The following is a 20,003-nucleotide window of genomic DNA, read 5'->3' as shown; positions in this document are numbered from 1 at the left end:
ATTCATTACGCCGTCGGAATACCTCCGCTGACACTGTAAATCTGGGATGTCACATAACTCGATTCTTCTGAGGCCAAAAAAACATAAATCCCTGCAAGCTCTGCGGGCTGGCCGGCACGCTGTAATGGCACGGCCGGTGTTTCCTTGCCGAATTTCGGAATGTTTTCACCGGGCTGTCCTCCGGAAATCTGAAGCGGCGTCCAGATCGGCCCCGGCGCTACAGAGTTGACTCTGATTCCTTTATTCGCCAGCTGCTTTCCTAAGCCGACGGTAAAGCCGATAATGGCATGTTTCGTCGCGGCATAATCCAACAGCATCGGACTTGGATTGTACCCTTCGACAGAAGTTGTCGTGATAATAGACGCGCCTTCCGGCAGATACGGAAGCGCCGCTTTGACGAGCCAATACAGTGAGAAAACATTAACTTCGAATGTTTGATAGATTTGTTCTGTGGCAAGATCGCTGATATCATCAACTGCCTGCTGTTTGCCGGCAACAAGGGCGAGCGTGTCAAGACCGCCAAGCTCTTGATACGCTTTTTCCGCCAATTCTCCGCAAAACGCTTCATCGCTTAAATCTCCGGGGAGGAGAACGGCTTTTCTTCCTTCTTTTTCAATTAATGCTTTCACTTCTTCGGCATCCGGCTGTTCCTCAGGCAGATAGTTAATGGCCACATCCGCCCCTTCCCGGGCATAAGCAATCGCAGCAGCCCGTCCGATCCCCGAATCGCCGCCGGTGACGAGGGCTTTTCTTCCCTTCAGCTTGCCTGCTCCTTTATAGCTTGTTTCGCCGCAGTCCGGCACAGGCTTCATCTCTTTCTGCAAACCGGGCGGTTCTTGATATTGTTTTGGAAATTCATCATGATCATATTTCGTCAGCGGGTTGTGCAGATTTGCATCAGACATACAAGACTCTCCTTTATCATTGGTGATGTATTCGTATGTGTACCCCCTGAGCATGATGGATCAAACGTGTAAGTGCAGTTTCCGATTGATAAGGGAAAACAAAAAAGGAGCCCGTAAGCTCCCTTTTTTTATGATTCTCCGAGCACGTTTTCAGCCATTTTCGCTAAATGCTGGGCGCTTCCCGAAATTTCCTGCATCGTGGCAGAAATTTGTTCTACCGCCGCCGCTTGGCCGTCCGTGTTCTGGTTGATGGATTCAATTGAGTCCTCCAGCCCTTTCAGCAGGCTGTGGATTTTTTTCGTAATCTGGTCAATTTGGCCGACGTTGTCTTTTGAATGAGTGGCAAGCTTGCGGATCTCATCCGCCACCACGGAAAAGCCCTTGCCGGATTCTCCAGCTCTCGCGGCTTCAATGGCCGCATTCAAACCGAGCAGATTGCTTTGATCTGAGATGCCCTTGACAGTGACGGAAATGTCGGCGATTTCTCCCGCGCTTTCACTGACTTGTTTCGCCTGAGCGGAAATCCCGGTCATCTGTGCTGAAAAGCCGCTGATGGATTCTGAAATATCCGCGATGGCTGAAGCGGTCTGTTCCACGACGGCGGACAAGCTTTCAGCGACATCATGAAGCTTGGCTGATTTTTCAAGGCTCGTGCCAAGACCGACGCCGCCGATGACTTTTCCGTTCTCATCGTGAAGCGGGATCGCTCTGGCGATAAGCGGAAATCCGAACAGCTCTTTCGGCACCATGCTTGTCTTCTTCTGATTCAAACGGATGGCGTCTGTAATGATGTCTCCTTTTTGGAGCGGGTCTCCCGGCTTTACGTTAAGAGAAAACGTTTTAGCCGGAATATTCACGATTAATTTTTCTGTATCATAAATTCCGATGGTGATGTCATCTTGGATCAGGCTGTTTAAAAAAGGCGCAACTTTGACAAAAGCGTCAAGCAGGCTGTGCGTTTGCTGTTCCGTCTGTATACTCATTTCTTTCACTCCTTCTTAATATGGGAATTGCCGTTTTTCATGCTGAACCGAAATCCATTTCAGCGTAGTGAATTCTTCCAGGCTCCATTCGCCGTTCAGCCTGCCGAGACCTGATTGCTTCTCGCCGCCGAACGCGACATTCGGTTCATCATTAATGGTCGTATCGTTGACGTGAATCATGCCGGTTTCGATCCGCTTAGCAAACTCAACGCCGCGCTCAACGTTTGCCGTATGCACGGCTCCGCTTAAACCGAACGGTGTCGCGTTTGCGATGCTTACCGCTTCATCCTCCGTTTCAAACGGCATAATGCAGACGGCCGGACCGAACAGTTCCTCTTTTGCGATACTCATCTCCGGCTTTACATCTTTTAAGATGACGGGCTCAGCTACCGTTTTGCTGAATCGGCCGGAAAGCACCGGAACCGCTCCCTCTTCTATCGCTTTTTCAACGGACCGTTTCAAACCTTCCGCCTGCCTCTCATTGATTAAAGGCCCGATCACCGTATCAGGGTCCATCGGATCGCCGACTTTCAGCGATGACACTTTCGCTTCGTAAAGCTCTGTGAATTTGTCATATACAGATGTGTGAACGAGCACGCGGTTCGCCGACATGCAGATCTGGCCCTGATGCGTAAACCGGCTGAATACGGCCGCATTGACGGCGTATTCGAGATCAGCGTCCTCAAGCACGATCAGCGCGCTGTTTCCGCCAAGCTCCAAGAGCGGTTTTTTAAAGTGCTTGACCGCAAGCTGTCCGATATAGCTGCCCACTCCGGTTGAACCCGTAAATGAGATAATCCGCGGCACGGGATGCTCAACAAAACTGTCGCCGATCTCCCCGATATCCGTCACGATGACATTCAGCAGCCCGTCCGGTACGCCGGCCGCTTCAAAAATCTTCGCAATCAGTGTTCCGCCGCAGATCGGTGTTTCTTCATGAGGCTTCAGCACAACGCCGTTGCCCGCTCCGAGTGCCGGCGCAACTGATTTCACCGAAAGGAAAAACGGGAAATTAAACGGGCTGATGACACCGACGACGCCGGCTGGTATTCTGTACAGCCTGTTTTCTTTTCCGTCAATCGTGGACGGGAGAATTTTCCCTTCCATCCGCACCGGAAATGTTGCGGCTTCTTTTATCATATTTTTGACAAGTCCGATTTCAAACTCAGCCTTCAGCCTTGTTCCGCCAAGCTCCTCCATGATTAAGTAAATGATCGCTTCTTCGTGCTCTTCGATGAAAGATACGGCTTTTTCCAAAATGGCCCGCTTTTTAAAAGGATTGACTTTGTCCCATTCTTGTTTCGCAAGAGCTGCGGCGCGATACGCCGCATCCACGTCATCAGGCGTCGCTTTTCGGAATGAGGTGATGACTTTCTGAGTATAAGGATTTCTGTTTTCCAATACGTTCCGGCTGCTCCCATCCCTCCATCGGCCGCCGATAAACTGCTTATTTAGTTCTTCATATTGAAACATGTAAACATCTCCCTTTCACCGAAACTTGAAAATAGTTGATGAGTCATTTTTTGTATCGGTCTTAACGTGAGAAAATTGAACTATTTCACAATAAAATTACTGTTCCTTCCGCACATCGACGCTTTTGAGCTTTTTCCTTTTAAAGTGGAAAATTCTTTAATTGACTGTGCGAAATTTCGACAATATAATACAAACGTCAGTGTATATAATGATATGAATATTATGAATTTTCAGGAGGACTCATATGTCTTTATTATTTCGGAAAAAGCCGATCGCCGACTTAAAGGCCCAGAGCAAACAGGCCGGTCTGGCCCGCTCGTTAAGCGCTTTTGACTTGGTTTTACTCGGAATCGGCTGTGTTGTCGGCACGGGGATTTTTGTGATTACCGGGACTGTGGCCGCAACAGGGGCAGGACCGGCTTTGATTCTGTCGTTTGTGCTCGCGGGCCTTGCCTGCGCGCTCGCAGCGTTTTGTTATGCGGAATTTTCTTCATCCATTCCGATTTCAGGCAGCGTATATACGTACTCCTATGTCACTCTCGGAGAATGTCTCGCGTTTTTAATCGGATGGGACTTAATGCTTGAATATGTCATTGCGCTCTCCGCCGTCGCAACCGGCTGGTCATCGTATTTCCAGTCGCTTCTTGCGGGCTTCGGGCTGCATCTTCCGGAGGCGCTGACCGCCGCACCCGGAAGCAAAGCGGGCGCCGTGCTCAATCTGCCTGCCGTTATTATTATTTTGGTGATTACCGCGATTGTTTCAAGAGGCGTGAAAGAAAGCACCCGCTTTAATAATGTCATTGTTTTGATGAAAATTGCGATCATTTTGCTGTTTATCGTCGTCGGATTCGGCTACGTGAAACCGGAAAACTGGTCGCCGTTTATGCCGTTCGGAATGAAAGGCGTCATCACGAGCGCCGCGACCGTTTTCTTCGCGTATCTCGGGTTTGATGCCGTGTCAAACGCATCGGAAGAAGTGAAGAACCCGCAGAAATCAATGCCGATCGGGATTATCGGCGCGCTCGCCATCTGCACCATCCTTTACATTACCGTGTCGCTCGTTCTGACGGGAATGCTTTCGTACACTAAATTAAATGTCGGAGATCCGGTATCATTTGCGCTCCAATTTGTCGGCCAGAACAAAATAGCGGGCATTATTTCCGTCGGCGCGATTATCGGGATTACAACAGTCATGCTTGCTCTGCTGTACGCTCAGGTGCGTCTCACATTTGCGATGAGCAGAGACGGTCTTTTGCCCCGCGTATTTTCCAAGGTGCATCCGCGTTTTAAAACACCGTTTCAAAACACCTGGGTGACGGGGATCGTTGCCGCCGGGATCGCCGGCCTTATTGATCTGGGAACCTTGGCGCATCTCGTCAACATGGGAACCTTGGCGGCCTTTACGGTCATCGCGATCGCCGTCATCGTTTTAAGAAAGAAACATCCGGAGATCAAATCTTCCTTCCGTGTTCCTTTCGTTCCTTTTGTGCCGATCATCAGCGCATGCTTATGCCTCTATCTCGCAAGCAGCCTGCCCGGCGTGACATGGCTTTCCTTTGTCATCTGGATCGCCGCCGGGATCGTCGTTTATATGGTTTATTCGAGAAAACACAGTTTGTTAAACAAATAAAAAGGGAGGCTCTTTTTTCGATTTGAGAAAGAAGAGCCTTTTTTGCTCTTGATCATTCATTCACCTTATGAATAATATGGTGTATGCTTTGCTTACATAAAAGGAGGAGAATCACTTTGGCAATTGCCGCACCGATGAAAGAAAAACCTGTCCATCGTCCCGATACAACCATGTATTCCATTTTATTGATTATCGGGATTTGTCATTTGCTGAACGATACACTGCAAGCGGTGATTCCGGCGATGTTTCCTATTTTGGAACGTTCTATGAGTCTTACCTTTACACAGCTCGGAATGATCGCCTTTACGCTGAATATGGTGTCTTCCGTAATGCAGCCCGTCATCGGCTGGTATACGGATAAACGCCCGATGCCGTATGCCCTGCCGCTCGGACTCACCGCAAGCATGCTCGGCATTTTAGGTCTCGCGTTCGCCCCGTCTTTTCTGACAATTTTATGCTGCGTATTTTTTATCGGCCTTGGCTCCGCCGTCTTTCATCCTGAAGGATCGCGTGTCGCTTACATGGCCGCCGGCGAAAAGCGCGGCTTGGCGCAATCGATTTACCAAGTCGGCGGAAATACCGGCCAGGCGATGGCGCCCCTGATTACCGCGCTGATTCTCGTTCCGCTCGGTCAATTCGGCTCTGTCTGGTTTACACTTGTCGCCGCAATCGCTGTGCTGTTTCTCATTTATATCGCCAAATGGTATAAAGGGCGCCTTATTCATTTGCGCGCCGCAAGTAAAAAATCACCGGCTGCCGCTGTGGAGACCGTGATTACAAAGCCGATTATTCTTGCCCTTATCATGATTATCTTCCTGATTTTCGCGCGTTCCTGGTATGTGAGCGCGATCGGCAACTTTTATACGTTCTATGCGATGAATGCCTATCATGTCAGCATTCAGCAGGCACAGAGCTACATCTTCGTCTTTTTATTCTTCGGGGCTGTCGGAACGTTTCTCGGCGGGCCGCTGGCAGACCGTTTCGGAAAGCGGAACGTCATTATCGTATCAATGATGGCATCGGCTCCCTTGACGATTTTCCTTCCGTTTGCGGGGCCTGTCATCGCCTATGGCGTACTGGCGCTGATCGGCGTTGTCCTGATGTCCAGCTTTTCTGTGACCGTTGTCTACGCGCAGGAGCTCGTCCCGGGTAAAATCGGCACGATGTCAGGGCTTACGGTCGGGCTCGCCTTCGGAATGGGAGCAATCGGAGCCGTTGCGCTCGGCGCCCTCATTGATTCCGCGGGATTGACGCCGACCATGACAGCCGTCGCCTTTCTGCCCGTTTTAGGACTGCTCGCGTTTGTCCTGCCGAGCGACAAAACATTAAAAGAATGGCATTCATAAAAAAATCCCTGCCTTTTCGGCAGGGATTTTATGTTTCAACCGTATAAAAATGAGTGTCAGGAACCGCATATCTCGGAATAAACCCGTCTCTGAAATCGGGAAACGCCTTTTGAATTTCATCAATCCATTTTTTTATGTTTTTGATGTACGGCACGTAAATCATATTGACTGTCGCCTTGTCATCAATGTGATAGTACCAGCAGAGATTGAATTCGTTCTCCGTGACGAGCGTAAAGCCTGAAAAATGATAAAAAATCAGCGGGGTGTCATTGACATATACAGCCCCGTCACGCTGGCTGACTTCGTATTGCTCAATATTCCACAGCGCGGCATTCGCGCCGATCGACTCCGTGACATGGACGTGCTCAAACTGCGCGGGCCACTTTTCAACATACCTTTGGTCACCGTATGTCTTTTTTTCTTCATTCATCTCCACCGTACAATAGGAGATGCAATCCTGTCTCCACTGCCAGACCGCCCGATACGCCTCCTCGGTATTCCGCGCGCCGACAAACCCGGTGTTGTACTGCCCGGTCAGCTTGTAATAAGACGCAAACCGTTCTGAATTGCGGTGATCCGTCAGAAAAAGAGAAGCATCCGGCTTTTCCGCAAACAGCTCGCCCGCATCTGAGAAGAAAAAGAGATCGGTGTCCAAATGGGCAAAATATTCGGCTTCATCATACTCCGTCATCACATGGAACAAAAATGCCGGCTTCAGCGTCCAGCAATATTCATGAAACGTCCGCCCGCCCTTTGCTTCAAGCAGCTCCGGGTCCTCCATTTCATGGAGCTGAACCGCCGTGACATGCTCCCACGGCACCTGCTGAAGCAGTTCATACGCCTTCTTGTCGACACACAGCACATACAGATGAAAATCACGGCAATGCTCATGGAGAGAATGAATCATCGGCATCAGTTTAAAGATATGCGTTCTTGAAACAATGGTTGAAAAATGATATTTACTCACCATATCACATCCAATTTATTTTAGATCCACATGCAGTAAATCAGCAAACAGCGCTTTGAACGCTCTTGCAAAGTGCGTAACGCCCAGCTTTTTTTCCGCTTTTGACAAAAGCTTTTGGGCCTCCGGCAGATGAAAGCTGTTCGCCGTGATACGCGGGCTTTTCGTCCTCCAGTCCGGATTGAGGTTGCGGTCTTTAACTGCGTGCATCAGCTCAAGAAAGATGTACAGCAGGCTTTCATATTTCTCATAATCAAGCAGCACTTCGATGTCTGCCATAATGCTGTTGGTTAACTCCGCGTCAAACGGGCCGTTAAACGCGAGGTGCACGTCAAGCGAATGGATGTCATTGTACTTGTCGCACATGTACGCGATATTCGCCCTGATGTCATCAACGGAAGCACAGTTGCTCGGATGCTCCTGATGGACGCTCATGATATCGCGCCGCAGCTGAAACGACAAGCCCGACTGGTGAAGCCTGATGCCGAGATCATAATCTTCAAAACCGTATCTGACAATGCCTTCATCAAACAGACCGAGATCTGCCACGTGCTGCCGTTTGACTGATGAATTGTTCGTAATGAAAAAACGCCACGGCAGACGGTAGCCTTCCAAGTCGTCTCCGTATTTTTCCAAAATGCTTTTCAGCACACGTATAAAATCGGTATCTAAGTCAAAGCATCGGTCGAGAAAGCTTCCGTCTCTGATGGCACTTTCATCAAGAAGCGGCTCTTTATCGCCCGGCAGCTCTTCATACAGTTCGGCGAGCTTTTCCTTGTGCTCTTTTTCAAAACGGTCATAATAAAAGCTGTACAGCCGCTTCCAGAACATACCGCATACGACAAGATCGTCCCGATTCTCATGAGCCTTGATATGCTTCGCCACCAAATCCTTTTCGGCAAGCATGTCACTGTCATGGAAAATCAAAATATCGCCTCTGGCATTGCGGACCGCCTGATTCCGGCCGTAAGCGATTCCTCTGTTTTCTTTAATTCTCACAAAAATCAGCGGAAAATTCGCGCTGAATGATTCGAGCATGGATAAGGTTCCGTCTTCTGAACCATTGTCAGCCACAATCACTTCGAACGGCTCTGTGCATTCCTGTTCATTCAGGGACAGCAGGCTGTTATAAAGCCGCTCCCTGGAATTATATGCGGGAACTATGACGCTTGCCTTCACTTTTGTTCACTTCCTGTATATAATCATTTATTTGTTATCATCCTCAGATGCGAAGCCGCTGAACTCCGGGCAGACGGCGCTGACCGTCCCGATCACCTGCTTCAGAATGTCTTTGTAAAGCTGATGGACAAACGGCAGGTCGGTCCGGGTCTTCTCGTGAATCTGCCGAATGTCGCCGGCTGTGATGATCCGGTATCCGCTGAAATGATAGAAAATCAGCGGACTCCCGTCTTCGAGCACAAGACGCCCGTCCTTCCATGAAAATGTGTGCCGGCCGTAATTCCAATGGCCGATATTCACACCGGGCGTTGTAATGTCACACACATTAGGGAATAGATCAGACATGTAATCCAAGTAGCCCTGATCTCCGAATTTTCCTTCCCCCGGCGCATTTTTGCATTCTTCAAGGCAGCGTTCTTTCCACCATCTGAGACAATCTGTGCCGGCTCGGTCGTTTTTGAAGCTGAGAAAACCGGAATTATACCGGCCTAAAAGGCGCTGCAGCATGTCAATTTCCTGTTTTTTAAATGAGGGGATGACGATATCGCCCCGTGACAGAAGCACCGAACAATCCGGCTGATTTTCAAAAATCGGGCGCGGATCAGCGAAAAAAAACAAATCGGCATCAATGTACGTGACACGCTCTAAGTCCGGATGTCCGTCCAGCACGAATTCGAGAAATACCGGCTTCACCGTCCAGCAGTATTCGCTCTGGTCTCTCGTCCGCTTCAATTCAAGGAGCTCCTCATTTTCCAGTGCAGACACCGGAATCAGGGTGACATTATCCGGATGCATTGCCTGAAGCACGTCATAGGTGTCTTGATCCATACACAAAGTAAAAATGGGGGCGTCCGCCTGAACCTCTTTCAATGAGCCGAATAAAGCGATGGCCTGATACAGCCTTCCTTTTGATAAAACTGTGCAATATGCGCTTGTCACGTCTTTATCACCTCTGTTTCTGTTACTTTTGAAAAAAGGCTTTATACCATTCGATCGTTTTTTCCAACCCTTCATCAATGGTATGCGCGGGTGTCCAGTTCAGAAGCTTTCTCGCCTTTTCCGCCGACAAATATTGATGCTTGATTTCGTGGCTCCCCTGGTTGAGCACCTTCGGCTTCAAGTCACTGTCCATGGCCTTAAGAATTTTTTCTACAAGTTCCAGCACCGTCAGCTGAATCTCATTGCTGAAGTTGAACGCTTCTCCCGCAAGATTGAGCTCCTCCATCTTTTCCGCCAGCAAAAGGTACGCCTCGACCGCATCCTCAATGTAAAAATAATCACGGATAAATGTGCCGTCGCTGCGGATTTCCGGCGCTTCACCGTTCAGCACGAGCTGAATCGTCTGCGGGATAATCCGGTTGAAATTCAAATCCCCGCCGCCGTATAAGTTGCCGCAGCGCGTAATACAAACCGGAAGGCCGTACGTATTAAAATATGTGTGGCTTATCAGATCGGCACAGCTTTTTGACACATCATACGGATGTTTGCCCTGAAGAGGCATGTTTTCATCATACGGCAGTGCCGGCTGGTCGCCGTATGCTTTATCACTGGAGGCGACGATCACCCGCTTGATGAGCGGATGCCGGCGGCACGCTTCAAGGATGTTCCATGTGCCGAGAATATTGGCTTCAAATGTGGAAATCGGATTGCGGTTTGCGACGCCGACGATCGCCTGTGCTGCTAAATGAAAGACCGTGTCGATTTCATATTCGCCCAGCGCCCGCTCAATCACATCCAGATCTTCAAGAGCGCCCTGCACGATATTCATTTGCTTCACTTGTTCTCCCTGATACAGATTAGATTTGGGCACAGTGTCACGGACAAGGCCTGTCACATTGGCCCCCTGATCGATCAGTTCCTTTACCAAGCAGCTTCCTAAAAGACCTGTACATCCCGTCACAAACACATTTTTATTTTTCCAGAAACTCAAACTTGATCACCATACCTTCCATACATGTTGTCCTTGATCCCACATCTTGTTGATTTCCAGCAGGTTTTTATACGTATCGATCGCCGTCCAGAAACCGTAATGCCGATATACCGCCAATTCGCCGTCCTTCGCCAGCTCCTTCAGCGGTTCTTCTTCAAACATGACATCGCTGTCTTTCGGCAGATAATCAAATACCTTCGGGCTGAGCACGAAGAATCCGCCGTTGATGATGCCGTCACTCGAGGTTTTTTCAGAAAAGCTTTTCGCCATGCCGTCTTCGACCGTCAGCGTCCCGAATTGCGAGGTCTTTTCAATACCGGTGACGGTTGCCGCAGCCCCTTTTGATTGATGATAGCTGATCAGGTGAAACAGGTTGATGTTGGCCAGTCCGTCTCCGTATGTCATGAGAAAGGTTTCATCACCGATGATGTCCTTTGCCTGTAAAAGCCGCCCCGCTGTCTGCGTGTGTTCCCCCGTGTCTAAAAAAGTGATTTTCCACGGCTCGGATTTTCCCAATATCCGCACTTCTCCGGTAGAGCTGTCGAGCGTCATACTGTGATTCTTCCAGTCATAATCTAAGAAATATTCCTTAATCAGCTCTCCTTTGAAACCAAGAAGCAGGATAAATTCGTTCACGCCATAGTATTGATAGAGTTTCATAATATGCCATAGAATCGGTTTTCCGCCTATCATGGCGAGCGGTTTGGGACGTTCATTGGTGATTTCGCTCATTCTCGTTCCTTTTCCGCCGCAGAGAATGACTGCTTTCATCTCTACCCCTCTTCTCTGTGAATATTGGATTCGAAACCGCCCGTACAAGAGAAACCAACCGGATAATTTGTCCGATTCTCTATCACCGGTTTCAAAATCTACTCTAAGATATGAGAGATTGGCGCCCTTTGTGACCGAAAGCTCTCTCTTTTTTCAGATTGGTGAAGATACACACAAAAAAAGAGCCTCACGGAAAACCATCCGTAAGGCTCTTTCTATTATTTATTATCCTCATTAAGCTTTTCTTTGCCGTAATGATATTTAGACGGATCAACCGGCGTAAAGTCGCTCAATTTGTGGAATCTGAGCAGGTCTTTGTACATCACGCTGTCAGACAGCTTCAGCTGCTCTGTGACTCTGGCTTTCAGGTTTTTCGTTTCCTGATTGCCTTTCAGTTCTTTTCCTGTCTTCGTATCATATACGACATTGGAGATAGAAGTATATTTCGGCGTGACGTAGTCTCCGTTACGGAACGTCACCGTATCATCATGGTCTTTCGAGAAGAGATCGGTACCGAAATTAATATATTTCTTAGAATCGATGCCTTCCAAGTGAAGGATCGTCGGCACAACGTCCATTTCACCGCCGAATGTATGGTTCACTCCGCCTTTTTTGCCGGGGATGTGAAGCATAAGCGGCACACGCTGGTTCTGCGCGTTTTGATAAGGCGTAATTTCTTTGCCGAGAATTTCTTTCATCGCGCGGTTATGGTTTTCAGAGATTCCGTAGTGGTCTCCGTAAATCATAATCACCGAGTTGTCATATAAACCGGATGACTTCAGATCTTTAAAGAACTGTTCAAGCGCTTCGTCAAGATAACGCGCCGTCTGGAAATAGTCATCTACAGTCGCATCGCCCGTTTTCGCTTTTTCGATCGTTGCGTCTTTTTCATCAAGCGTAAACGGATAATGGTTCGTCAGCGTGAGCAAATGCGCATAGAACGGCTGTTTCAGCGATTTAAGCTTCGGAATGGATTCTTTGAAGAACGGTTTATCCTTCAGTCCCATATTGACAAGGTTGTCATCAGACATATCGTATGTGCTGGCGTCAAAGAATTTGTCATAGCCGATATGTTTGTAAATCTGATCACGGTTCCAGAATGATTTGTAGTCACCGTGTAAAACGGCGCTTGTATAGCCTTCACTTTGGTCAAGGATGGCAGGAAGCGATTGATACGTATTTTCCCCTTTTGTCACAAAGGCTGATCCTTCAGGCAGTCCGAACAGGCTGTTATCCATCATCAGCTCGGCGTCAGATGTTTTACCTTGGCCTGTTTGGTGGAAAAAGTTATCAAAGTACGTCATGTCCTCACCGCCGCGGGCGAGTTTATTCAGGAACGGCGTGACTTCTTTTCCGTCAAGTTTGTAGTTGATTAAAAACGATTGGAAACTTTCCAAGTGAATCTTAATGATATTTTTGCCTTTGGCCTTGCCGAAATACTCGGCGTTCGGCTTCGCATAATGCGACGATGTGTAGTTCTCAACGCTCGTCAGGTCATCGCTGCTTGCATATGCCCGCTGCGTTTCCGTCTGCGCCGTCTGCACGCCGTCATAAATCGTGTAATTATAAAGACCTAAGTATTTTACAATGTAATTGCGGTCAAACGTTCTTGTCAGCAGCTCCGGGCGGTCCTCTTCGGCAATCGCCAAGTTAACAAAGAACAAAACAATACCCGTCACGATAATTAATGACGTATACCGTTTTTTCAGCTTGAATTCCTTCAGCTCACGTCTCCACACCAGAAGTGCGATTAAAATAATAATGTCAACAAAGTACAAAATATCATGGCCGGACATAATGCTGAAGATGCCGTCTCCCATATTTCCGACATTACCGGATTGCTTTAAGTTAGGGAATGTCAAGAAATCATCGAAGAATCGATAGAATAGGATATTCGCATACAAAATAAACGTCATGATGAAATCAATAATCACCATGATAATCGCTGATTTGCGGCCTTTCGCAAACAATGCCAGTCCTAAAAAGAAAATGGCGCTTGAGAACGGATTGATCACTAGCAGAAACTGCTGCGTCGGCCCCTTCACCCCAAGGTTGAATTCAGCATGATAGGCTAAATACGTTTTGGCCCAAAACAAAATAATAGCCAGTACAAAAAAACTAAGTCTGTAAGAAAATAATTTCTTCATGGCAACCTCTACTTTCCTAAACACTTTAAATCTGTATTCTTACTTTTTGCTTCAATTCCTGCTTTCCGAGCAAAACGAAAGCATCACACAGCCCCATAAACACACCATTTTAATAAACGATATATTTATCATTCGTGTCATGCCCATTGAACATCTTATCCCGCCAGCCATTAGACGCAGGATATCCGTTCTTCGTTTCACATTTTTTTCTGGCATTAAAAGGCACCGTTTCAGACCCGGTCTGAAACTAGGAGATACCAAATATAAGAATAACACAAACTACTTAAAAACGAAAAATGAATATCAAAGGCAGCCGCCCGACAGGCGGGCTGAAGTTATTGTATGCAAAGGGATTGAAAAACTTGAATATTTTTTTCCGCCGATGCAAAAAAGGACTGGAGTCATCCAGTCCTTTTCATCAAATCGGTCAAATACCGGCCCAGACATCTTTTGCGTAAATGCCCTTTGTTTGGAGATCCAAAAGCCATTCTTGCGCTTGCCGTGCATCTGTTTCGTGAACCGACTGATACGCTTTTTGCAGTGCTGCCTCTACATCAGGCGCCATTTTGCTTCCGTCGCCGCATACGTATAGATGCCCTCCCCGGTCAAGGATCGAAATTAAAGCTTCGGCATCTTCCGTCATGACGTGCTGCACATACGTTTTCGGCACGCCTTCTTTGCGTGAAAACGCCGTATGAAGCGTCACGACTCCGTCTTTTTCATAACCTTCAAGCTCATCACGGTAAATAAAATCATGATCGTTTCTGCATCCGAAATACAGATGAGCTTCCCCCAGCTCTTTCCCTTTTTCTTTTAACGCCGCGCGTGCCTGCAGAAATCCGCGGAAGGGGGCGACTCCTGTGCCGGGACCGACCATAATAATCGGTTTTCCCGGGTCTTCGGGCAGCCGGAACCTTGTTTCCGGAGTGCGGACAAACATCACGATACCATCTTCAGGGCTGCGTTCCGCTAAATAATTCGAAGCGACTCCGCGATACTCCCCCAAACCGCTCCGGGCGGGGCCGCGAACGACGCCGACGGTAATTGAAGCCTGACCGGGATGTTTCCGCGGTGAGCTGGAAATCGAATAATAACGCGGCTTCAGCGGACGCAAAAGCTCCAAAAATCGCTCAAACGGCAGTTCACACGCTTCATATTTTTCAAGGAGATCGAGCATTGAGACGCGCAATGTTAAGATTTGCTCCTGATAGACGCCCTCTCCGAGTAAATCTTCCAATTCCCGTTTGTGCGGCGGGCAGACCGTATAAGCAGCCATTTCCCGGATTTGCGCCCTTGATGCCGCTTCCTGCAATTCGACACAGCTGCTCAGAAGATCGTGCAGCCTGACCGGCCGATCGAGCGGGAGATGAGCCGCGCTCTGTCCGCTGGCCGTCAGCAGCACTTGGTCGTTCCCGTTCAGATTATACCGGCGGAGAACACGGCCGACCTGCTCTTTGCTGTTTACCGGCAGAACGCCGAGATGATCCCCCTCATTGTAAGCAGCCTCTTTCGGCAGAATGATTTCAATATGCCTTGTGCTCCGGCCGCTTTCCGGCGCCTGAAGCTCCCTGTTTTCCGCAACGGAGGCGTAAACCGCTTCATACGTCTGTGCCAAAGGGGAGCCGCCAAGCCCGCTCACAAATTGAAGGCCCAGCGTACTTCGCTCTTTTTCGGCATTTTCATTCAGCTTGAGATCGAACGCTTTCATGGCGTCCGCCCACATCCTTTTTTTCCATTCATCAAGCTGTCCTTCAAAATCGCCGCTGACATCTCCTTCGCCGCGGGCAGAAAAGCGTTCCGCCCCTTTTTCGGCAAGCTTTTCATCAATCAGTCTCGGAACGGCCTGATATGTCGCCGCCCAGTTATGGTCACCGCAGCCGAAGACGGCATATCGGACGCCTTTCAGTTCCCCGGATTTGACTTCTTCAAGCCATTGCACGAATTGCCCCGCGTTGCTCGGCGGCTTTCCGTTATAAGAGGATGTAATGATCAAGAGCGCTCCTTCTTTCGGCAGTTTTCCGATCCGGTCATTTAAGGGCGCTGTTTCGGTACGGACGCCGTGCATCCCGGCAGTATCGGCAAGCTCCCGCGCTACGCCTTCTGCAGTTCCCGTATCTGAGCCGTACAGAATCAGAAGCGGACGGTTATCAAGTCCGATAATGGAAGCGCCTTTTGTCTCCTGTTTTTCTTTTTTGACGCCTTCTGCCGCTTTTTCAGCCGCCGGGAGAGCAGCCGAAACACCTTCTTTGTTTCGCGGCCGCATCCGAATATGAAAATCGCCGGGCTTGAGCGTTAATGTTTGTTTAATATCCAGCTCATAATCGGTGTGGTCTGTGAAGGTAAAATGCTGAAGAATCATACCCAGAACAAGAGTTGCTTCGTGCAGGGCGAACTGCATACCGATACACGCCCTCTGACCGTTTCCGAACGGCTTGTACGCATGGTGGGGCACTTGATCCGGATGTTCAAACCGCTCCGGATAAAATTCCTCCGCATTGTCTCCCCACGCCTCTTTATCACGGTGAAGCTGAGGAATTAAGACGGAAATTCTGTCTTTTGCCGTGATCGGATATTTCCCGCCGATCACCGTATCCTCTTTCGCATAAAGACTGAACGCAGGCGCGGTCGGCCATAGGCGCAATGACTCCTGCAAAATCATCCGGATATAAGTAAGATCCAGCACTTGTTTATATGAAGGAACGGGATCAGTCAATACCCGATCGGCTTCCTCATAGGCTTTTTCCAAAACACGGGGATGCTTCAGCAGAAAGTAGATGGCAAAGGAAAGCAGGCCGCTTGTCGTTTCATGGCCGGCAATTAAAAACGTGATGATTTGAAACCGAATATTTTCATCGTCTAGTTTTTCGCCTGTTTCCGGGTCTTCCACATTCAGCATTCTGGCCAGCAGATCCTTTTCATCCCGGCCGCCGTCCGACTTACGCTCTGCGATAATACTGTCTACTAACGAAAACATCGCCTGAATGTCGTGATGAAATTGGCGCTTCGTTCTGATCATGAGCTTATCCTGAACATCAAGGCGCTGCATTTGGTGCATCGCTTCATCAAGGGCGCGCACCATGCTGTTGATAAACGGATGAGGCGTTTCCCTGTAATAGCTGTTAAACCGATAGTTAAAACCGCACAGCCCGATCGTATCGAGTGTCAGCCGGGTCATATCGGCAGGCACATCAACGGCCTCGTCCGGGTTCAGCCTTGCCCATTTTTGAATCAGCTGCACCGCAATATCCGTCATCATCGCATGATAATCTTTCATCGCGCGCTGGCTGAAGGTCGGCATCAGAATATGATGTGCCTTTCGCCAGTTGGGCTCATGCGTCCAGCTTGTAAACAGCCCGTCACCGGCAAACGCGCGGACTTTCTCCAAAGCCCCTTCAATGCTTTTATCGAACCGCTCTTCATCACAAACCTCTTTCACCAGTTCATGGCCTGACACGACGATAATCGTGCCCGCCGGCGTATGCAGCTGAAAAATAGGCCCCTGCTCATTTGCCAGTTTGAGAAGCGACATGGTGGGCTTGTCTTTATCAAGCAAAGGAAGATTTCCGAGCGGGCCGAACGTCTTCGGCTGCGGAATCGGACTTGTTTCCTTCATGAATAACACCCTTTCTTAAACGGAATGCGTTTCTTCCAACTACAGTGCCCTTTTCACCCGCTGATTATCCGCCAGGGCGGGCAATCCTCATTGACGATCATTAACGGTTTTTTCTATACTGGAGAGGCTTGTCAAATACAGAAATAAGGTGAGTTCATATATGGATTTTGAAATCAAGTTTTTATCGTTTTATGTCATTCAAGTGGAAGGAAAAGACGAACAGGCAAACAAACAGTTCAAACATTTCCAGACGCTTGATACGGAAGAATTTGAAGAAAGCGAGCTGAAGGATTTCCTGGACGGGGAATTGAAGAAAATTGTCAAACGGAAAGCCGAACGGCATCCGCAATCCGAGCAGGTCCCCACAAAAATCGGCCATTTTATCACGGAGCCGGGTCATGAGCTTGATTCAAATCCGAATTACAACCTTTTCAACCGTGCCAGACTTGCGGATACGAAGGATGCATTTATCGAAGCAAGCGAGCAGTTCGTCCGCACTTATCTGGACACGAGCGCCGTTCGCGGCGGTGTTTTTATCGTGGCATCGGCTGTGCCGCGTAAATATTTTGAGGACAAGTTCGTCTTTATGATGAAATGCGATTTCGAGCCGAAGGTCGCCCGGATTTCAGACGCCTCATCTCTCATTAAAAAGGTCGAAATGGCCATCACGACAAAAAACATGAAAAGCATTCAATATCCGTATATGCCGGAAGAAGGCATGACGGAAGAGCACGAGCTGAAAATCCACCAAGCCTCGCATGCCCGTTATTTTGAGGACTTTCTCAAATTTGTCGAATACGGCGAATCGATGCCGGAAATCATGAAAAACCAAGTCATGAATATGGTGCAGGAACACGTGTATGAAACCTTTGAAGAAAACAGCGAAGAGCTTCAGCAGTTTGAGCATGACATTGAAATTTGGGAAGCGAGTGAAAAGCGGGAAATTCAGGAGCGCCTCGACACCCATCAAGTCATCGAGGCATCTGCCCAGATCATTGAACATACGCCGGAAGCCGAGCTGAAAATGAAAGTCGGAGAAACAGAGATTAAAGGATTGCTGGCCGATTTCGGCGAATCCATCCATCTCGCAAAAGTAAACGGGCGCTATGTCGCGCTCATTGAGGCGGAGACGATCTCGTTTGAAAAAGGCAGTTCGCCGGTGGAGTTTCACAGGCCTGAGGGGCTGCATGAGGTGATTGAGCGGATACGGAATAAATCTGAACAAGACTGACAAAAGTCCAGACGCTATGTTCTGGACTTTCTTTATTTAATAAGGCTCTTTGAGCAATCGATAGCATTCACCGATGATGTCTTGGACGCCGGGCGTTCCCTTTATCTCGCGGCGGACGATTTCAGATGAGAGATTCTGCACCCGTAAAGCCCGCTCCGCCCGTCGTTCGAAGTATGCTTGACATGCAGTTTCATGGTTTTTGTGCTTTTGCAGTTCTTCACTAAGCACGATCGCGTCTTCAATCGCCATCGCCGCGCCCTGCGCCAATGTCGGCGCTCCTGCATGGACGGCATCCCCGCCGAGAACGACGCGGCCTCTGTGCCACGGCTCTTTGACCGCCATCTGCTCAACCTTATGAAACAAAACGGGATATTCCTTTGACATATTCTCTATCACAAACTTCACTCCAGGAAATCCGCGCAGCAAGTCTTTCACCCGTTCAAAACGCGTGTCCTCATCATCCCTGAAGTCAGCGTCATACGGCCGGATAATAAATACGTATCCTGTTTTTTCGGACAGCGGCACGACCCCGACCTGTGTCTGCCCTTTTTTATACATCAGTGTCGAATCATGAAATATCGGCTCGGGAAAAGAAATGTAAAATCTGTGCGCCCCCATGCCGAGATACTCCGTTTCCACTTCCCTTTGCAGCATTTGATCGCGGACAGCAGAGCGGATGCCGTCAAAACCGGCGAGAATGTCAGCCGTCATCGCGGTTCCGTCTGCGAAATGCACCGTTATTTCATCTGCTGTTTCTTCGTAAGATACGACTCTTTTCCCCAGCAGAATCGTAACCCCCGCCGCTTCAGCATGCTTTCTGAGGACATCATTTAAGGTTTGCCGAAGTATATTATTCCTCCCAGGCAATGAATCATCTAAAAACGCCTCACTCACTTTAAACCGCAGCGTTCCGTTTTCATCATGCTGCTTCAGCCATTCCGTTTGAAAGCCATGTTGGCAGCATTCTTCATACACCCCGATTTCCCTCAGCACCCGCAGCGCATTTTGAGGCTGTAGAATGCCCGCCCCGCTTTTTCGCATGTCGGACGCCGCCTCGCAAAGGGTCACTTCAAAACCCGCTCTCCCGAGAGAAATCGCTGCGGACAAGCCGCCGATCCCTCCGCCCGCTATGATGATCTTCTTCACTTCATGGTTCATCACGTTACCGCCTTCTCTATTTATTTACCACTCATTAACTATTAGCCACCTTACTATACAGGCTGAAAAACTGTCAATCTTTATAAGTTGCCTTTTGAACCCGGCAAGCTTATACTTTGAATCACAAAAATGTACGGAGGCTTACAAAAATGGAATTGAGAGATTTGCCGGATTACTCGCAGATTGCCGGACACGCTGAGATTTACGCCGATATGGATGCTGACTCATTGAAAACATTTTTGACTTTATTTGATATGGCGAAAAAAATGAATCATGTCATGGAGCATTATTTCTCAAGTCACGGATTGTCAGAAGGCAAATTCAAAATTTTAATGTTTCTGTTTGACGCACCCGGCCGCAGCCTGAGTCCGACGGAGCTGGCGAAAAAATCCAACGTCACCAAAGCGACCATCACCGGATTGATCGACGGACTCGCACGGGACGGCTTTGTAAACCGCAGCCGGCATACCGGCGACAGACGAAAAATCAGTATCGAGCTCACAAAGGAAGGAAAAGAAAAGCTGATACTGTTCCTCCCCGGCCACTTTTCTAAGATTTCAGGTGTGATGGAAAACTTCACCGCTGAAGAAAAAGCGGCCTTCACAAAAATGCTTGAAGTTTTATTTGATAAGATTCTGCTGTTTTCCGGCGGCAGAACATAAAAGGCGCCCCT

Annotated in this window: 15 protein-coding genes; 4 read left to right on the top strand and 11 right to left on the bottom strand. The window is 48.7% G+C overall.

Annotation, left to right across the window (positions count from 1 at the left end):
• Positions 1 to 5: 5 nt before the first annotated feature.
• The 3 genes from AADZ70_RS18620 to AADZ70_RS18610 form a co-directional block, all read right to left on the bottom strand.
• The gene (locus AADZ70_RS18620) at positions 6 to 905 is read right to left on the bottom strand and encodes an SDR family oxidoreductase (protein ID WP_032858503.1); all 900 of its coding nucleotides are present in this window, start codon (positions 903 to 905) and stop codon (positions 6 to 8) included.
• A gap of 128 nt (positions 906 to 1,033) precedes the next feature.
• The gene (locus AADZ70_RS18615) at positions 1,034 to 1,888 is read right to left on the bottom strand and encodes a methyl-accepting chemotaxis protein (protein ID WP_045927116.1); all 855 of its coding nucleotides are present in this window, start codon (positions 1,886 to 1,888) and stop codon (positions 1,034 to 1,036) included.
• A 15-nt stretch (positions 1,889 to 1,903) separates the two neighbouring features.
• Positions 1,904 to 3,361: an aldehyde dehydrogenase family protein gene (locus tag AADZ70_RS18610; protein ID WP_045927117.1), complete on the bottom strand. Its 1,458-nt coding sequence runs from the start codon at positions 3,359 to 3,361 to the stop codon at positions 1,904 to 1,906.
• A gap of 244 nt (positions 3,362 to 3,605) precedes the next feature.
• On the opposite strand from AADZ70_RS18610, the gene AADZ70_RS18605 reads away from it, so the two are divergent.
• Both AADZ70_RS18605 and AADZ70_RS18600 read left to right on the top strand, forming a co-directional pair.
• Positions 3,606 to 4,991 (top strand): amino acid permease, encoded by a 1,386-nt coding sequence (locus tag AADZ70_RS18605; RefSeq protein WP_099744471.1) that lies wholly within the window; start codon positions 3,606 to 3,608, stop codon positions 4,989 to 4,991.
• Positions 4,992 to 5,107: 116 nt separating this feature from the next.
• The gene (locus AADZ70_RS18600; protein ID WP_342007461.1) at positions 5,108 to 6,337 is read left to right on the top strand and encodes an MFS transporter; all 1,230 of its coding nucleotides are present in this window, start codon (positions 5,108 to 5,110) and stop codon (positions 6,335 to 6,337) included.
• Between the two features lie 28 nt (positions 6,338 to 6,365).
• Here AADZ70_RS18600 and AADZ70_RS18595 read toward each other — a convergent pair whose 3' ends face one another.
• The 7 genes from AADZ70_RS18595 to AADZ70_RS18565 form a co-directional block, all read right to left on the bottom strand.
• Complete coding sequence (locus AADZ70_RS18595) at positions 6,366 to 7,304, bottom strand: putative nucleotide-diphospho-sugar transferase (RefSeq protein ID WP_064778018.1); 939 nt, start codon at positions 7,302 to 7,304, stop codon at positions 6,366 to 6,368.
• 15 nt (positions 7,305 to 7,319) lie between these two features.
• On the bottom strand, positions 7,320 to 8,480 hold the full coding sequence (locus AADZ70_RS18590) for a glycosyltransferase family 2 protein (protein ID WP_342007460.1): 1,161 nt from the start codon (positions 8,478 to 8,480) through the stop codon (positions 7,320 to 7,322).
• Between the two features lie 27 nt (positions 8,481 to 8,507).
• Entirely contained in the window at positions 8,508 to 9,419 is a 912-nt protein-coding gene (locus tag AADZ70_RS18585) for a putative nucleotide-diphospho-sugar transferase (protein WP_342007459.1), read from the bottom strand.
• 22 nt (positions 9,420 to 9,441) lie between these two features.
• Positions 9,442 to 10,410, bottom strand: a complete 969-nt coding sequence (locus AADZ70_RS18580; RefSeq protein WP_045927122.1) for a GDP-mannose 4,6-dehydratase — start codon at positions 10,408 to 10,410, stop codon at positions 9,442 to 9,444.
• 6 nt (positions 10,411 to 10,416) lie between these two features.
• A complete protein-coding gene (rfbF, locus tag AADZ70_RS18575) occupies positions 10,417 to 11,181 on the bottom strand; it encodes a glucose-1-phosphate cytidylyltransferase (protein ID WP_016936960.1) in 765 nt (254 codons plus the stop codon).
• 218 nt (positions 11,182 to 11,399) lie between these two features.
• The gene (locus tag AADZ70_RS18570) at positions 11,400 to 13,328 is read right to left on the bottom strand and encodes an LTA synthase family protein (RefSeq protein ID WP_016936959.1); all 1,929 of its coding nucleotides are present in this window, start codon (positions 13,326 to 13,328) and stop codon (positions 11,400 to 11,402) included.
• Between the two features lie 427 nt (positions 13,329 to 13,755).
• Positions 13,756 to 16,941 (bottom strand): bifunctional cytochrome P450/NADPH--P450 reductase, encoded by a 3,186-nt coding sequence (locus AADZ70_RS18565; RefSeq protein WP_342007458.1) that lies wholly within the window; start codon positions 16,939 to 16,941, stop codon positions 13,756 to 13,758.
• Between the two features lie 160 nt (positions 16,942 to 17,101).
• Here AADZ70_RS18565 and AADZ70_RS18560 point away from each other — a divergent pair, with 160 nt between their 5' ends.
• A complete protein-coding gene (locus AADZ70_RS18560; RefSeq protein WP_064778021.1) occupies positions 17,102 to 18,172 on the top strand; it encodes a DUF3900 domain-containing protein in 1,071 nt (356 codons plus the stop codon).
• Between the two features lie 36 nt (positions 18,173 to 18,208).
• On the opposite strand, the gene AADZ70_RS18555 is transcribed toward AADZ70_RS18560, so the two are convergent.
• Positions 18,209 to 19,330, bottom strand: coding sequence for an FAD-dependent oxidoreductase (locus AADZ70_RS18555; RefSeq protein WP_045927126.1), 1,122 nt, complete (start codon positions 19,328 to 19,330; stop codon positions 18,209 to 18,211).
• A 149-nt stretch (positions 19,331 to 19,479) separates the two neighbouring features.
• Between AADZ70_RS18555 and AADZ70_RS18550 the strand changes: the two genes are divergently transcribed.
• Positions 19,480 to 19,992, top strand: a complete 513-nt coding sequence (locus tag AADZ70_RS18550; RefSeq protein ID WP_342007457.1) for a MarR family transcriptional regulator — start codon at positions 19,480 to 19,482, stop codon at positions 19,990 to 19,992.
• Positions 19,993 to 20,003 lie beyond the last annotated feature (11 nt).

Source organism: Bacillus sp. YBsi01, assembly GCF_038406745.1.
Lineage (GTDB): Bacteria > Bacillota > Bacilli > Bacillales > Bacillaceae > Bacillus > Bacillus siamensis.
This window is presented reverse-complemented; position numbering and strand designations above follow the sequence as displayed.

Excerpts from the sequence above, each read along its gene's own strand:
- AADZ70_RS18605 (WP_099744471.1), top strand. The coding sequence starts at position 3,606 with ATGTCTTTATTATTTCGGAAAAAGCCGATCGCCGACTTAAAGGCCCAG.
- AADZ70_RS18550 (WP_342007457.1), top strand. The coding sequence starts at position 19,480 with ATGGAATTGAGAGATTTGCCGGATTACTCGCAGATTGCCGGACACGCT.
- rfbF (WP_016936960.1), bottom strand. The coding sequence starts at position 11,181 with ATGAAAGCAGTCATTCTCTGCGGCGGAAAAGGAACGAGAATGAGCGAA.
- AADZ70_RS18570 (WP_016936959.1), bottom strand. The coding sequence starts at position 13,328 with ATGAAGAAATTATTTTCTTACAGACTTAGTTTTTTTGTACTGGCTATT.
- AADZ70_RS18620 (WP_032858503.1), bottom strand. The coding sequence starts at position 905 with ATGTCTGATGCAAATCTGCACAACCCGCTGACGAAATATGATCATGAT.
- AADZ70_RS18560 (WP_064778021.1), top strand. The coding sequence starts at position 17,102 with ATGGATTTTGAAATCAAGTTTTTATCGTTTTATGTCATTCAAGTGGAA.
- AADZ70_RS18565 (WP_342007458.1), bottom strand. The coding sequence starts at position 16,941 with ATGAAGGAAACAAGTCCGATTCCGCAGCCGAAGACGTTCGGCCCGCTC.
- AADZ70_RS18615 (WP_045927116.1), bottom strand. The coding sequence starts at position 1,888 with ATGAGTATACAGACGGAACAGCAAACGCACAGCCTGCTTGACGCTTTT.
- AADZ70_RS18610 (WP_045927117.1), bottom strand. The coding sequence starts at position 3,361 with ATGTTTCAATATGAAGAACTAAATAAGCAGTTTATCGGCGGCCGATGG.
- AADZ70_RS18555 (WP_045927126.1), bottom strand. The coding sequence starts at position 19,330 with ATGAACCATGAAGTGAAGAAGATCATCATAGCGGGCGGAGGGATCGGC.